General features: G+C 72.9%; 12 protein-coding genes. 6 read left to right on the plus strand and 6 right to left on the minus strand.

Annotated elements, in window-relative coordinates:
* Window positions 1-161 precede the first annotated feature (161 nt).
* The 4 genes from H180DRAFT_RS12865 to H180DRAFT_RS12880 form a co-directional block, all read right to left on the minus strand.
* Window positions 162-1,625 (minus strand): hypothetical protein, encoded by a 1,464-nt coding sequence (locus H180DRAFT_RS12865; RefSeq protein WP_055486148.1) that lies wholly within the window; start codon window positions 1,623-1,625, stop codon window positions 162-164.
* Window positions 1,622-3,634: a DUF3492 domain-containing protein gene (locus tag H180DRAFT_RS12870; protein ID WP_074466771.1), complete on the minus strand. Its 2,013-nt coding sequence runs from the start codon at window positions 3,632-3,634 to the stop codon at window positions 1,622-1,624. Before H180DRAFT_RS12870 ends, H180DRAFT_RS12865 begins: the two co-directional genes overlap by 4 nt.
* A gap of 373 nt (window positions 3,635-4,007) precedes the next feature.
* A complete protein-coding gene (locus H180DRAFT_RS12875) occupies window positions 4,008-5,498 on the minus strand; it encodes a DUF3152 domain-containing protein (protein ID WP_254666004.1) in 1,491 nt (496 codons plus the stop codon).
* The gene (locus tag H180DRAFT_RS12880) at window positions 5,498-6,529 is read right to left on the minus strand and encodes an alpha/beta fold hydrolase (protein ID WP_074466772.1); all 1,032 of its coding nucleotides are present in this window, start codon (window positions 6,527-6,529) and stop codon (window positions 5,498-5,500) included. The genes H180DRAFT_RS12875 and H180DRAFT_RS12880 overlap by 1 nt, the downstream gene beginning before the upstream one ends.
* A 113-nt stretch (window positions 6,530-6,642) precedes the next feature.
* Between H180DRAFT_RS12880 and H180DRAFT_RS12885 the strand changes: the two genes are divergently transcribed.
* The 4 genes from H180DRAFT_RS12885 (at window position 6,643) to H180DRAFT_RS12900 (ending at window position 8,476) form a co-directional block, all read left to right on the plus strand.
* The gene (locus H180DRAFT_RS12885) at window positions 6,643-6,873 is read left to right on the plus strand and encodes a hypothetical protein (RefSeq protein ID WP_055486150.1); all 231 of its coding nucleotides are present in this window, start codon (window positions 6,643-6,645) and stop codon (window positions 6,871-6,873) included.
* Between the two features lie 120 nt (window positions 6,874-6,993).
* The gene (locus H180DRAFT_RS12890) at window positions 6,994-7,617 is read left to right on the plus strand and encodes a TetR/AcrR family transcriptional regulator (RefSeq protein ID WP_055486151.1); all 624 of its coding nucleotides are present in this window, start codon (window positions 6,994-6,996) and stop codon (window positions 7,615-7,617) included.
* Between the two features lie 187 nt (window positions 7,618-7,804).
* Window positions 7,805-8,035 (plus strand): DUF3107 domain-containing protein, encoded by a 231-nt coding sequence (locus H180DRAFT_RS12895; protein ID WP_055486152.1) that lies wholly within the window; start codon window positions 7,805-7,807, stop codon window positions 8,033-8,035.
* Window positions 8,036-8,185: 150 nt separating this feature from the next.
* Complete coding sequence (locus H180DRAFT_RS12900) at window positions 8,186-8,476, plus strand: hypothetical protein (RefSeq protein WP_055486153.1); 291 nt, start codon at window positions 8,186-8,188, stop codon at window positions 8,474-8,476.
* A 160-nt stretch (window positions 8,477-8,636) separates the two neighbouring features.
* On the opposite strand, the gene H180DRAFT_RS12905 is transcribed toward H180DRAFT_RS12900, so the two are convergent.
* Window positions 8,637-9,368, minus strand: coding sequence for a ferritin-like fold-containing protein (locus tag H180DRAFT_RS12905; protein WP_055486248.1), 732 nt, complete (start codon window positions 9,366-9,368; stop codon window positions 8,637-8,639).
* A gap of 331 nt (window positions 9,369-9,699) precedes the next feature.
* On the opposite strand from H180DRAFT_RS12905, the gene H180DRAFT_RS12910 reads away from it, so the two are divergent.
* Window positions 9,700-11,469 (plus strand): DEAD/DEAH box helicase, encoded by a 1,770-nt coding sequence (locus tag H180DRAFT_RS12910; RefSeq protein ID WP_055486249.1) that lies wholly within the window; start codon window positions 9,700-9,702, stop codon window positions 11,467-11,469.
* Window positions 11,470-11,642: 173 nt separating this feature from the next.
* Entirely contained in the window at window positions 11,643-12,530 is an 888-nt protein-coding gene (locus H180DRAFT_RS12915) for an alpha/beta fold hydrolase (RefSeq protein WP_055486154.1), read from the plus strand.
* Here the strand turns inward: H180DRAFT_RS12915 and H180DRAFT_RS12920 are convergent.
* Window positions 12,520-13,413 carry a PHP domain-containing protein gene (locus H180DRAFT_RS12920; RefSeq protein ID WP_055486155.1) on the minus strand — a complete coding sequence of 298 codons (894 nt, stop codon included), beginning with the start codon at window positions 13,411-13,413 and terminating at the stop codon, window positions 12,520-12,522. The two genes, H180DRAFT_RS12915 and H180DRAFT_RS12920, sit on opposite strands and share 11 nt — an antisense overlap.
* Window positions 13,414-13,494 lie beyond the last annotated feature (81 nt).

Consider the following 13,494-nt stretch of genomic DNA (forward strand, 5'->3'; position numbering starts at 1 on the left):
TGTTCGGACTTGCGGTACGGCGGCCGTGCAGTGTTCATCCGGTGTTGCTCCTTGTCGTTCTCCGGGTCGTTCTCCGGGTCGTTCTCCGGGTCGTTCTCCGGGTCGCGTACGGAACCCTCGGCGGGCGTCGTACGCAGGGTGTGCGGGTACGGCGGCGGCGGTCAGATCTCCGTGCCGCCGGGGCTCCCGCAGTGGCCGCGTTCGCATTCGCAGCGCTCGCGGAGCCCTCGGGCTCCGGCCGCGCCGGGCGGCCCGGCCTTAGGGCCTGTCCGGCGGATCTTCGCGGGCTCGCGACTCCCGGCACCGCACCTTGCTGCGTTGTCGGAATCGCCCGAATACGCCCAGTATGAGGACGACCCTCCGCCTTGCGATGCACGGCGCCGGACGCCGCTCGCTGATCCACGATGACCCGCCGGACAACCCCTGGCGGGGACGTCCTGCGGACGGTGCGCGGAGGCCCTGCCGAGCAGGCGGTACGTGCAGGCCAGCAGGAACAGCGCCGCGCATCCGCAGGCGACCGCGGCGGACGGACCGGTGCCGCCCGCCGACGGCGGTGCGGCTGCCGCCACGGAGGCGGCGGCCGCCTGAAGCGCGCAGGCGGCGACGAGCCCGGCGGCGGCGGTTCCACGGAATCCGTGCACCGCGAGCAGCAGTGCCGCGAAGAGCAGGACTCCGAGCGCGGAGACCGCCGCAACCAGCTCGGCGGGCGGCGGGACCGCGTTCCCGCCGGGGCCGAACCGTGCACCGGCGACCGCCACGATCTCGTGCGTGGCGAACTGCAGACCGGTCAGCGCGACTGCGAAGAGCGCCACGGCCGCGGTCAGCAGCGGCCGCACTCCGGCCGCGAACTCCTCCAGGCTGCGGCTGCGTTCGAGTCCGCGCCGCGCCCGCACGGCGAACCAGCGGGCGCACCAGGCGGCGGGCCCCAGCGCGCATGCGAGCCCGTGGGCGGCCACGAGACCGGCGCGGGCCACGCCGGGCACCTCGCCCGTTCCCGTGCCGGCGATCGCCAAGACGGCGACGGCCGCGGCGGCGAGCACGCCCGGAAGGACCACCAGCAGCGGAACCAGCACGCGCGGCACTGCGTGCGCCGGCAAGGCAGGCACTGGCCTGCCGGCCCCGACCGCGGCCTCGGCAGCTGCTCCGGCATCGGCGGCCGCTCCGCCCGCGACGGCCGGGGCCGTGACCTCGCGGCGCCGGTCCTCGGCCCGTGGCACACGTGCGAACAGTTCCTCGGCGAGTGAGAAGACGTCCCGGTGCCGGAAGCGCGCGGCCACGCGGTCGGTGACGCCGTGCGCCTCCAGCGCGGCGGCGATCTCCAGCGGGTCCACGACCTGTTCGCACAGTGCCCGGTGCCGGTGCATCAACTCCCGTACCGGGTCGGCGGGATGACCGATAGCCGCTACGCTCCGCTGCCCGGGGACCGCGGGGACGGGCCGCACCCCGGCGCCCCCCTTCGCCTTCTGTGCGCTCGCGTCGGCCAGGGCCGCCCTGGAGCGGGTGTCCCACGCGTCGGCGGCCTCCGGGGTGCGGGGCTCGTACGGGCGGGTGGCGGGGCCGGGAGGCGCAGCGGTGCCGGCCCCCGCGTCGGCCGCCGTGCCGGACGTGTGTCCGTGGACGCTCATCTGCCCTCACACTCCCGGCTGTCGGCTCCCGCATGTGCCGCGGTCAGAAGCGCCGGCCGGGCCGATGCCGCGGAGAGCGCGAGCGGTACGAAGGCTGCCCGCGCCCGCCCTCCCGGCAGCGCGTGTCCCGTACTCCTGCCGCCGGCTCCGGCCGTACCCGCGGCCCATCGGCCGGGCACGTGTGACTCGGGCGGCCGCGCGAAGGGCAGCGGCTCGCCGCCGTCGCCGCCGGCGGACACCCCCGCAGGACTCCCGCCGACGGGCCAACGGGACATCAGCTCCAGGTAGATGGCCCGGAACGCCGCGACGTTCTGCTCGACGGTGAAGAGTTCGAGCGCACGCGCACGCGCTGCGGCGCCCAGCCGCTCGCGGCGCTCCGGATCGCGCAGCAGCGCGACGCAACTGTCCGCCAGCGCACGCGGGTTGCGCGACGGTACGACGAGACCGGTGCCGCCGATCACCTCGCAGACCGCGCCCACGTCCGTCGAGACCGTCGCACGTCCGCTGAACATGGCCTCGATCAGCGTGACGGGGAAGCCTTCGGCCGAGCTGGAGAGCACCACCACGCAGCCCGCGCCGTAGGCGTCGGCCGGGGCCGGCACAGCGGGAGTGCCCAACTCCTCGAAGGAGACGGGGTTTTCGCCGACGGCCACGGAGTCGGGTGCCTCGTCCGGGAAGAGCTGCGCGGCCAGTGTCCGGCACCTCGACTCGTACTCGCGCGCCTCGGAGCCGCGTGCCGGCGCGGTCGTGACGATGCGCAGCCGTGCTCCGGGGACGGCCCGCCGTACCTCGTCGAACGCGTGGAGCAGGCCGATCAGGTCCTTGGAGGGCTCGATGCGGCCGGCCCACACGAGCGTGGCGTCCTCCGCCGCACGCCCGGTGGCTGCGGACGGGACTGCGGACCCGGCTGCGGCTGCGTCTGCCGATGCGGCCCGTGCGACCAGGGCGTCCGCCCTCCGGGAGTGGACCGGCCCGGTGCGCGGTCTGCCCGCCTCCTCGCCCAGCTCGGCGAACGGCCCGGCATCCATGCCCGGGTAGACGGTACGCAGCTTCGCGCGCGGCGCGCCGCAGTGCTCCTGCCAGCGGCGCGCATGGGTGTTCCCCGGCGTGATCAGCTGGGCCTGCGTGTAGGCCTCGTGCGCCAACTGCCGCTGGAACGAGCCGAGAAGCGCCCGTACGGCTGCTCCGGCTGCGGCAGGGGAGACCGCATCGGCGGCACTGGCGAGATAGTGCTCGCGAACCCGGACGCCGTACTCGGTGACCAGCAGGGGCGTCCCGAAGAATCGCTTCGCCACGAGGCCCGCGAGCGCCGCGGGACCGCCCCCGACCGCGTGGCAGACGTCGACACCCGCCAGGCCCTCGGCGTCTTCGTCCGCAGGCCCTCCCTCTCGGTCTCCGTACCAGTCGAGGGAGAGCGGACGCAGTGCGCGCTCCAGCCTCTCCGAGACCGCCAGCAGGTCACCGACCCGCGCCGACTGCACGGCACGGAGCGTTCCCGGTGCGCGGCAGGCGGACTGCAGGATGCGTACGGCCGGTTCGGAACGGAGCGCGGCGCGGAGGCCTCCGCCGCACTCGCGGGCCAACTCGGCGAGGCCGTAGAGGCCGGCGGCGAAACGGTCCGCCGGGAGCCCGTCCGCGAAGTCCTCGCCCGCGGGCACGTCGGCGCCCGCTCCCCCGCCCCGGCGTCCGGCACCGCACACGGCCGCGGCCAGGTCGCCGAAGCACTCCTCGAAACGCCGCCTCTCCCTCCGCCCGTACGAGCCGGACGAGCCCGCCCGCGCACCGGCTGACCCTCTGCCGCCTGCGGCCCCCCACAGCGCAGCGGTGTACAACCGGGTCACGTTGCCGGGCAGTTCACACCGGCGCCCGTTCTCCTGCCGGGCGCTGCGGCTGAGCGCGTACACCTCGAACTCGTGCCCGCCGAGACCTCGCAGCAGCCGGTCGCACCAGACGACCGCCTCACCACGCGCGTAGGGATAGCCACCCTCCGTAAGCAATGCGATGCGCATGGACGCACCACCCCCGACCGGTTCTCCGAGTGGGCCACCGCCCTCTGCGGGCCGATGGCGTGACGCGGATGACGCTATGCGCGGCTTTCTCACACGGTGGACGGTTGTCCGTCGCGCCACCAAAAGGGGTGAATGACGGTGACTTACCGTCCAGTCGGACGTTCCGGTGCGCTACGTGTCCAATGCGGACTCATGGCACGGCACCCACTCACACGTCCCGTACCGCGCCCCGAACGCAGGCAGCAATCCCGAACGCAGGCAGGAATACGGCAGGACCCTGACGTGCGCGGCACAGCACCGGGCAGCACGGAGAACGCAGGAGAGCGCTGGTCGGCGTCGTTACAGGACGGGAAGGCGGAATGACGAGAGGGCGCTATCCCCGCGGGTACGGCCAGGGGTTGGGGCGGCACTTCGCCCCGGCCGTGCTGAGCGACTTGGTCTGCTGCATCATGACCGGCGCGAGCGCCCCGTCCTCGGGGCAGCCGACGTGATCCCGGCCCAGACGGTGCCCGACCTCGTGATTGATGAGCATCTGCCGGTAGGCGAGCATCCGGTCGTCCCCGAAGGTCTTCGAACCGTGCGCCCACCTGTAGGCGTTGATCATGATCCGGTCCGTGGAGGCCGAGTCGCAGGAGACGTTCTCCTCGCTGGTGTCCAGTCCGGACTTCGCACACCAGTCGTCCGTGGTCGGCGAACTCGCCAGCGTGACGACGAAGTCGGCGTCTCCCTTCGAGACCCGCTCGAAGCTGCGCTCCCCGCCGCGCGCCCAGCTGCGCTTGTCGTTGAGCGTCTTGTGCACGGCCTCCGCGAAGAGTTCGTCGTCCAGCGGGAGGCCCTTCTCGACGTCCACGCGGTAACGCACCACCTCTCCGCCGCCGGCGCCCTCGACCCTGCCCGGCACCGCGCCGAACTTCCCCTTGCCCTTGAACTCCGAGTCCAGGTCGAAGGTCTTGCCGAGTTTCTCCGTGTACGTCGGCGCCGCGCCCTGGGCGTCGTCCTGGGTGCGCCTGCCCTTGTCCGAGCGGGACGCCGGGCCGTCCGCCGACTGACCGCGTTCGGGGCCGGCGCCCTTTTCCGCCACGTTGCCGGACGGGGTGCTTCCGGCGATCTGCCCCGCGACGGCGACCGCGATCACGCCCGCGACGGCGACGGCGATCAGGCCCGTGAGCACCCGGCCCGACCTGCTGCCGCCCTTTTCCGTGCGCTCGGCCTGCGCCGGCACGAAGGGAGCGGCCTGCGGAAGGCCGCCGGCGGGCGTCTCGTCCCGGTCACGCTCCGGATCCGGCCCGGGCGGGCCTCCCTGCGGGAAGACCGGCGGGCCCTCGTAGCCGTTCCACGGCCCCGGAGTTCCGGGCCTGCGGCCTCCGGTGCTCCGCACCGGGCCCGTGGCGGGCCTGTCGCCGGGCCGCCGGTTGCCCGGACGGCGTGGCGCGGGGGTCCATACCGTGCTCGCCGCGCCGGTGGCGCCCCTGCCGAAGGCGTCGTCATCGAAGGCGTCGTCGTCGAAGGCGTCGATGTACTCCTGCCGGGGACCGGACGGGCGCCCCAGGCCGGCCGACGAACCGGGCATGCCCTGGAGCACCCGGCCGACCGCGTCGCCCTTCTCCGAACCCCGGCCCGCGCCGTCGGCGCCCCAGCCGCCGCCTCGCTCGCGGTGCTCGGGATGACCGCCGCGCACGTTCCGCCCGGCCGGATCGTCCGGGGAACCGGCGCGCGGCTCGGGCGGACCGCAGGAGGCCCGGAGGCCGGAGGCCCCTGCCGGTGACTCCGCCGTGCCGTACGCAGGCGGGGCTTCGCCGCGCGGCACCGCCTGCTCGGACGGTGGACCGGCCTTTGCGCGCCCCTTGCGGCTATGGCGTCCCACTAGTCACCTTTCCGGGGTACGGGCCTCGGCGGCGAAGAGTCGCCCACCTCGGTACGAGCCGTCAACCGTGCTGTATCGACGAGCAGTTCACGAACGGCGCACGCGACGACCCCGGGGTACTCCATCATCGCCACGTGACCGGCGTCGGGCAGGGCCAGCATCCTGCTGTCGCGGAACGCCGCAGCGGCGCGTCGTGCCATCCGGAAGCTCACGAGCTGGTCCCGCCCGCCGTACACCAGCAGCGTCGGTGCGAGCACGCGCTCCGCCTGCCGCCACAACGAATGCTGACCGCCCAGAGTGTAGGCGTCGACGAGGCCCCGCGCGGAACGCGCGAGGGAATCCCAGAAGTACGGCAGCCGCAGCCTTCGTTCGAACTCGGCGACCGCCGCGTCGAAACCCACCGGCGAGACCCGCCCCGGGTCGCCGTAGCACAGCCCCAGCACTCCCCTCGTCCGCTGCTCCGCCGACCAGTCCTTCGTGAGCCTCGCGAACAGCCCGGCGACGCCCGGCACCGCCAGGAGGGCCGTGGGCAGAGCGGTCCGCTGGGGCGGAACCTCCGGCAGTGCCGGGGAGATCAGCGTCAGGGTGCGCACGAGGTCGGGGCGCAGCGCCGCCGCGCGAGTCGCGACTGCGCCGCCGAGCGAGTTCCCCACGAGATGTACGGGAGCGCGCCCGCACGCGTCGAGGTAGCGGATCAGTGCACGCGCGTGTGCGGAGAGGGAGTAGTTGCCGTCGTCGGGCGGAGGGGAGAGGCCGAAGCCCGGCAGGTCGACGGCCTCGCTGTCCAGATCACCGGCGAGTTCCAGCATCAGCGCGGACCAGTTGAGCGAGGACCCGCCGAGCCCGTGCACGTACACGGCGGGCGGCAGGCCCGAACGCGCCGGGGGGCGCGAGCGGATGTTCAGAGTCAGGCCGGTGAGGGACACGGACCGTACGGCCTCACCGTCATGGACCGGTGGATCACCGGCCGGCGGCACCGTCTGCGCCGGCTCGGATGCTCCCCGAACACCGGGCTGCTCGGTCGATGACATGACGCAATATTACGAGACGATCACAGGGGTTCACCGGTGTTCGTCGTCACAAGAGCACCACGGCCACGACGTAGCCTCGAATAAGAGGCGTCCTTCTGGAAAGGGGAGCGAGCATGTCTGTTGACCCGACCGACCCGGACAACTTCGAGGACACCTACGAGGAGGAGCCGGATCTGGCAGCAACCGGTATCGAAGCGCCTCCGGAGGACGCCGCCGAACAGCACGCCGACCTGCTCCGTCAGCGGGACGAGCCCATCACCGGCCGCGAGGACATCGAGGTCGATCCCGCCGACGCCGCCGAGCAGGCCCGCGTGGTCGAACTGAACGAGGACGAATACCGATGACGCGCCCGCTGTCAGTGCCGGAATGAAATTTTCGGCCCGCGGCAGTCACAGCCCGGTTACCGAAAAGTACGATGGCAGGCGCAGCGCAGACCGCGCACAGAGATCGATCAGGGAGGCGGCGTGACAGCCATCGAGCAGACAGAGGCGCGCCCTCGCGGCACGCGCCTGCCGCGCCGGGCCCGACGCAATCAACTCCTGGGAGCGGCGCAGGAGGTCTTCGTCGCGCAGGGATACCACGCGGCGGCCATGGACGACATCGCCGACCGGGCGGGCGTGAGCAAGCCGGTGCTCTACCAGCACTTTCCGGGCAAACTCGACCTCTACCTTGCGCTGCTGGACCAGCACTGCGAGTCGCTTCTGGAGGCGGTACGGGCCGCCCTGGCCTCCACGACGGACAACAAGCAGCGCGTCGCGGCGACGATGGACGCCTACTTCGCGTACGTCGAGGACGAAGGGGGGGCGTTCCGGCTCGTCTTCGAGTCCGACCTCACCAACGAGCCCGCCGTCCGCGACCGCGTCGACAGGGTGAGCCTGGAGTGCGCGGAAGCCGTCAGCAACGTCATCGCCGAGGACACCAAGCTCTCGCGCGACCAGTCGATGCTGCTCGCCGTGGGGCTGTGCGGCATGGCGCAGATCACCGCCCGGTACTGGCTCGGCTCGGGACGTCCCATCCCGCGGGACGCCGCAGCGAAGCTGATCTCGTCCCTGTCGTGGAGGGGCATCGCCGGATTCCCCATGCAGTGAACCGCGGGTCCCGGCGGGACCCGGCACGGGAGTGGAAGGAGCCCTTGCGCAACAACCGGCGGGGGCTCCCGCCTGTTCGCTGCGGGCGTGCGGAGCCGGACCCCGGCACCGGCCGCCGTGGGGCTAATGTTGGCCCGTACAGCGCGGCTGACCGCGTATTCAACTGCCCGTTCGGAGGGACATAGCCGTGGAGGTCAAGATCGGCGTGCAGCACGCGCCCCGCGAGATCGTCTTCGAGAGCAAGCAGTCTCCCGAAGAAGTCGAGAGCGCGGTGTCGGCCGCACTGGCCGGCAGCGGCTCGAACATGCTCAACCTGGCGGACGAGCACGGTCGCAGGATCCTGGTTCCGGCGGACCGCGTCGCCTATGTCGAGATCGGCGAACACAGCGGCCGCAAGGTGGGGTTCGGCACGATCTGAGTGCCCGGGCACTCATTCGTCGGGCATGACGGCGGCTTCCCGAATCTTTCGGGGAGCCGCCGTTTCGCGTGCCTGCCACACGGGGAGTACGGGAGCGACTCGAACTGCACGGCGGCCGGACCGGCCGCCGTCCACCCCGAGGAGGTCCCCATGATCTGGGAGGCACTCGGCGCCATGGCCGTGGGACTGGCCATCGCCTACGCCGCCACCCGGCAGCTGCCCGAGCGACTCCCCGACCGTTCACTCGTGCTCGCCACGGGCCCGGCAGCAGCGCTTCTCGGCGGGCTCATCTGTCACATCGTCCTCGGCGGCGGGCACCCGCTGGTGACGTTGACGGTCGCGGCGCTCGTGAGTGTGGCGATCCTCTCACTGCTTCTCGGCGAGAGCGCCCGCCCGGCACAGCGGCTGGGTCGCAAAGTCCCCAGCGCGCCGCACGTTTAGGAGCACGGCGGGACAGCCGGCCCGGGTGCGCCCGGAGGGCGATCGTGCCCGGTCAAGCGCCGCCCGCCCGTCCCCGTCGCTCGTTCGGGCGTCGGGGGCCGGCCACCGGAAGCGCCGTCCCGTTGGCGGCCTCAACCGGCAGTCCCCGTAGGGTCCTTGGTCAGGCCGCGAGCCCAAGTGCCGCCATGCGCTTCGTGTGCGCCTCGGTGATACGGGAGAACATCCGGCCCACCTCGGCCAGGTCGAACCCGTCCGCTAGGCCGCCCACCAGCATCGTCGAGAGCGCGTCGCGGTCGGCGACCACGCGCTGCGCCTGCGAGAGGGCCTCCCCCATCAGGCGCCGCGCCCACAGCGCCAGTCGTCCGCCGACCCGCGGGTCCTCCTCGATGGCGGCCCGCACCTTCTCCACGGCGAAGCTCGAATGCCCGCTGTCGTCGAGGACGCCCAGCACCAGGGCACGGGTGTCGGAGTCCAGGCGCGTGGCGACCTCGCGGTAGAAGTCCGCGGCGATCGAGTCGCCGACGTACGCCTTGATCAGGCCCTCGAGCCAGTCGGAGGGGGCGGTCTGCCGGTGGAACTCGTCCAGCGCGGCGGCGAAGGGCTCCATGGCCTCGGTCGGCTCCGCGTCGATCACCGCCAGCCGGTCGCGCAGCTGCGCGAAGTGCTGGAACTCGGCGGCCGCCATGGACGCCAGCTGGGCCTTGTCGGCGAGAGTGGGCGCGAGCTTCGCGTCCTCCGCGAGCCGCTCGAAAGCGGAAAGTTCCCCGTAGGCGAGTGCACCCAGCAGATCCACCACTGCCGCCCGGTACGTGGGATCGGCGGAAGCCTCGGTCCAGTCCTGGGTGGCGGTCCCTGTGTGCACCGGCTCGGGGCTCTTCCCATTGGTCTCCATGACGAGCACGATAGCCCGCGTCACCTGGCCCGGAAGCCCCTGGTTCCGGGCTCGGAGGCCACAGTGGACTCGTACACAACAATCGCCCCGGTACACATGCGCGGATCCGGGGTACAGTGATATTGGATCCCGCCGGACCACGGCGGGAGTCCTGTACGCAATGCGGATGCCCGGTCGGAGGCCCGATCGGCTCCGACCCCGACAGCCCTCCGCGTGGCGCGGTGATCCCCACCGTCCCGTGACCATGAGGGACCGCTCGCGTGAAGAGCGCTTGAGCGAGAGCCAGTGGTCCCGCACAGACCGGCGGGCCGGCAAGGCGCCGCCCCGGTTGATGCGGTACGACCCTCCTCGCCGCCTCCTCGCGCGTCACACAGAAGAGGCCAGCATCCTGTCCACCACGACTTTCCGCGAACTCGGAATCCTTTCCGAGACGGCCGAGGCTCTCGAAGCCGTCGGCATCAGCACTCCCTTCCCCATCCAGCAGATGACGCTCCCCGTCGCCCTCGCCGGCGGCGATGTGATCGGCCAGGCGAAGACCGGCACCGGCAAGACGCTGGGCTTCGGCCTTCCGCTGCTCGAGGCCGTCACCGTGCCCGCCGACGTCGAGGCCGGCCGGGCCGCGCCGGAGCTGCTCACCGACTCTCCCCAGGCGCTCGTCGTCGTCCCCACGCGTGAGCTGTGCCAGCAGGTCACCAACGACCTGCAGACCGCAGGCAAGGTCCGCAACGTCCGCGTGCTGTCGATCTACGGCGGGCGCGCGTACGAGCCGCAGGTCGAGGCCCTGAAGAAGGGCGTCGACGTCGTCGTCGGAACGCCCGGGCGGCTGCTCGACCTCGCAGGCCAGAGGAAGCTGCGGCTCTCCGACGTGCGCACCCTCGTGCTCGACGAGGCCGACGAGATGCTCGACCTGGGCTTCCTCCCGGACGTCGAGAAGATCATCCAGATGCTGCCGGTGAAGCGGCAGACCATGCTCTTCTCCGCGACGATGCCGGGGCAGGTCATCTCCCTGGCCCGCCGGTACATGAACCGCCCCACGCACATCCGTGCGTCCGAGCCGGACGACGCCGGCCAGACTGTGGCCAACACCACACAGCACGCCTTCCGCGCCCACTCCATGGACAAGCAGGAGATGGTGGCCCGCATCCTGCAGGCCGAGGGCTGCGAACTCGCGATGATCTTCTGCCGTACGAAGCGGACGGCGGCCGACGTCGCCGACCAGCTCGCCCGGCGCGGCTTCGCCGCGGGCGCCGTCCACGGCGATCTGGGCCAGGGCGCTCGCGAGCAGGCGCTGCGCGCGTTCCGCAACGGCAAGGTCAACGTCCTGGTCTGCACGGACGTGGCGGCACGGGGCATCGACGTCGACAACGTGACGCACGTCATCAACTACCAGACCCCCGAGGACGAGAAGACGTATCTGCACCGGATCGGGCGCACCGGCCGGGCCGGTGCCTCCGGTACGGCCGTGACCCTCGTCGACTGGGACGACATCCCGCGCTGGCAGCTGATCAACAAGGCGCTGGAGCTCGGGCTGGCCGACCCGGAGGAGACCTACTCCACCTCCCCGCACCTCTACGAGGCACTCGGCATCCCCGAGGGCACCAAGGGTGTTCTGCCGCGTGGCGAGCGCACCCGCGCGGGCCTGTCGGCGGAGGAGGTCGAGGACCTGGGCGAGACGGGGCGCGGCCCGGCGCGCGGCCGTGGCCAGAACGCCGAGGCCGGCGAGCGTCCGAAGCGCACACGCCCGCCGCGCCAGCGGCGCCGCACGCGCAACGGCAGGCCCGTCGGTGACGACGTCGCCGGTACGAAGGACGGTGCGGCCGACGGCGCACCGGTCACGCCGGCAGGCGGACCGGACGAGGACGGCACGGCCGCACGCAAGCCGCGCCGCAGGCGCCGCACCCGTGGCGGTGCCGGGAACGCGGCCGACGGGGTCTCCGCCGCCGACGGGTCCGCGGCCACCAAAGCGACAGCCACGGCACGTCACCAGCAGGACGCCTCCCCCGAGGAGGGCGCCAAGCCGCGCCGCAGGCGCCGCACACGCGGCGGCGGCAACGGCGGGACCAAGGCCGCTCAGCAGGCGAACGCGGGCCCGGAGAGCTGATCCGCCGGCAGATCACATCGCGCCGAGGCCCGGCAGCCCCGACGAGGGGCGCGCCGGGCCTCGGCGCGTGCCGGGCCCGGATGTGCCGGGCTCGGATGTACCAGGCCGCGGCGCCGGCCGGGGAGCGGGTGCGCGGCGGTGACCCGCGGCGGCAGCAGCGGTAGCGTCGTCGCATGAGCAAGCCGCCGTCCCTCGGGCTGCCGCCCACGGTCCGCGCTTACCGACTGCCCACGGTGCGCGGCGAGTTCGCCGTACTCGACGCGGGCGAGCCCCGTCTCGGTACGGCACTGCTGATCCCTGGCTTCACCGGCAGCAAGGAGGACTTCCTCGCCCTGCTCGACCCGCTCGCCGGCATGGGGTACCGAGTCGTGGCGGTCGACGGGCGCGGCCAGTACGAGACGGGCGGCCCGCGTGAGGAGTCCGCGTACGCCCAGCCCGAACTCGCGCGGGACGTGCTCGCCCTGACCGCGGCGCTCCGGGAGGACGGCGCCTTCGGCGTTCACCTGCTGGGGCACTCGCTGGGCGGTCTCGTCGCACGGGCCGCCGTGCTCCGGGACGACTCGCCCTTCACCTCCCTCACCCTCATGAGCAGCGGCCCCGCTGCCGTCTCCGCCTCCCAGCAGCACCGTCTGAAGATGCTGCTCGGGGCGCTCGGGGTGATGGAGATGGAGGAGATCTGGCTCGCGATGTCCGAGCTGGACCCCGTCGAGGCGGCCGACGAGGCGACGCCGCCCGAGGTGACCCGCTTCCTCCACCGCCGCTGGATGGCGAACGTGCCGGAACAACTCTCCGCCACCGCACAGCAGTTGCTCGGCGAGCCCGACAGGACCGACGAACTCGCCGCGGCCCTCTCACGCCGCGCGGAACCCCTCCCCGTCCATGTGATCTCCGGGGCGGAAGACTACGCCTGGCCGATTCCGCTGCTGGACGAGACCGCGGCACGGCTCGGTGCCGTCCGCACGGTCGTGGCGGGGGCGGGCCACTCGCCGAACGCCGAGCGCCCGGCGGAGACGGCCCGCGCACTGGCATCGTTCTGGGACGGCGGCGGCCTCAGCCGGTGACGGGCCCGGCCGTCGGGGCGGCGCCAGCGCCCTCCCCGGGGCCCGTGACGGGCGAGGCGCCGGAGGCACGGGAGACGAGCGCCTCGTAGACCTCCGGGTCGGTGGTGTGGTCGCCCAGCAGGCAGCTCTTGCGGCTCCCGTGGTAGTCGCTGGAGCCCGTGGCGAGCAGGCCGAGGTCGTCGGCGAGGGCGTGCAGGCGGGCACGGGTCGCCGGTTCGTGGTCCATGTGGTCGGCCTCGACACCGTCGAGGCCGGCGGCTGCCAGGTCCGCGACGGCGCTCTCCGGAACGCACTGGCCGCGCTTGGCGGCGAACGGGTGCGCGAGGACGGCGACACCGCCCGCCCCCTTGATCAGGCGCAGCGCGTCGAACGGATCGAGCTCGTGCTTCTCGGCGTACGCGCGGCCGTCGTTCGCGATCCACTGCTCGGTGAAGGCGTCCGAGACGCTCTCGACGACGCCGGCCTCGACCATGGCCGTGGCGATGTGCGGGCGTCCCACCGCGCCGTCGCCCGCGATCTCCTGCACCCGCTCCCATGTCACGTCGACGCCGAGCTCCCGCAGCTTGGCGACCATGCTGCGGGCACGCGGGACGCGGTCGTCGCGTACGAGTTCGCGCTCCCGGGCGAACTCCGGCTCGGCCGGATCGAAGAGGTACGCCAGCATGTGCAGGCTGACACCGTCGAGGCGGCAGGAGAGCTCGGCGCCCGGAACCAGCGTGAGTCCGCTCGGCAGCGCACGCACAGCGGCGTCGTACCCGGAGACGGTGTCGTGGTCTGTCAGTGCGACGACGTCGAGTCCCGCGGCCGCCGCCCCCCGGACCAGTTCCCCGGGGGTGTCCGTGCCGTCCGAGGCGGTGGAGTGGGTGTGCAGGTCGATGCGCACGAGGCGGGCTCCAGCTGCGACGAGGGCGGACGACGGCGATGTCCAGGATAGTCACGCGCGAGTGCCGCCGTCCCGGTGCGG

The organism is Streptomyces sp. WMMB 322 (assembly GCF_900090145.1).
Taxonomy (GTDB): Bacteria; Actinomycetota; Actinomycetes; order Streptomycetales; family Streptomycetaceae; genus Streptomyces.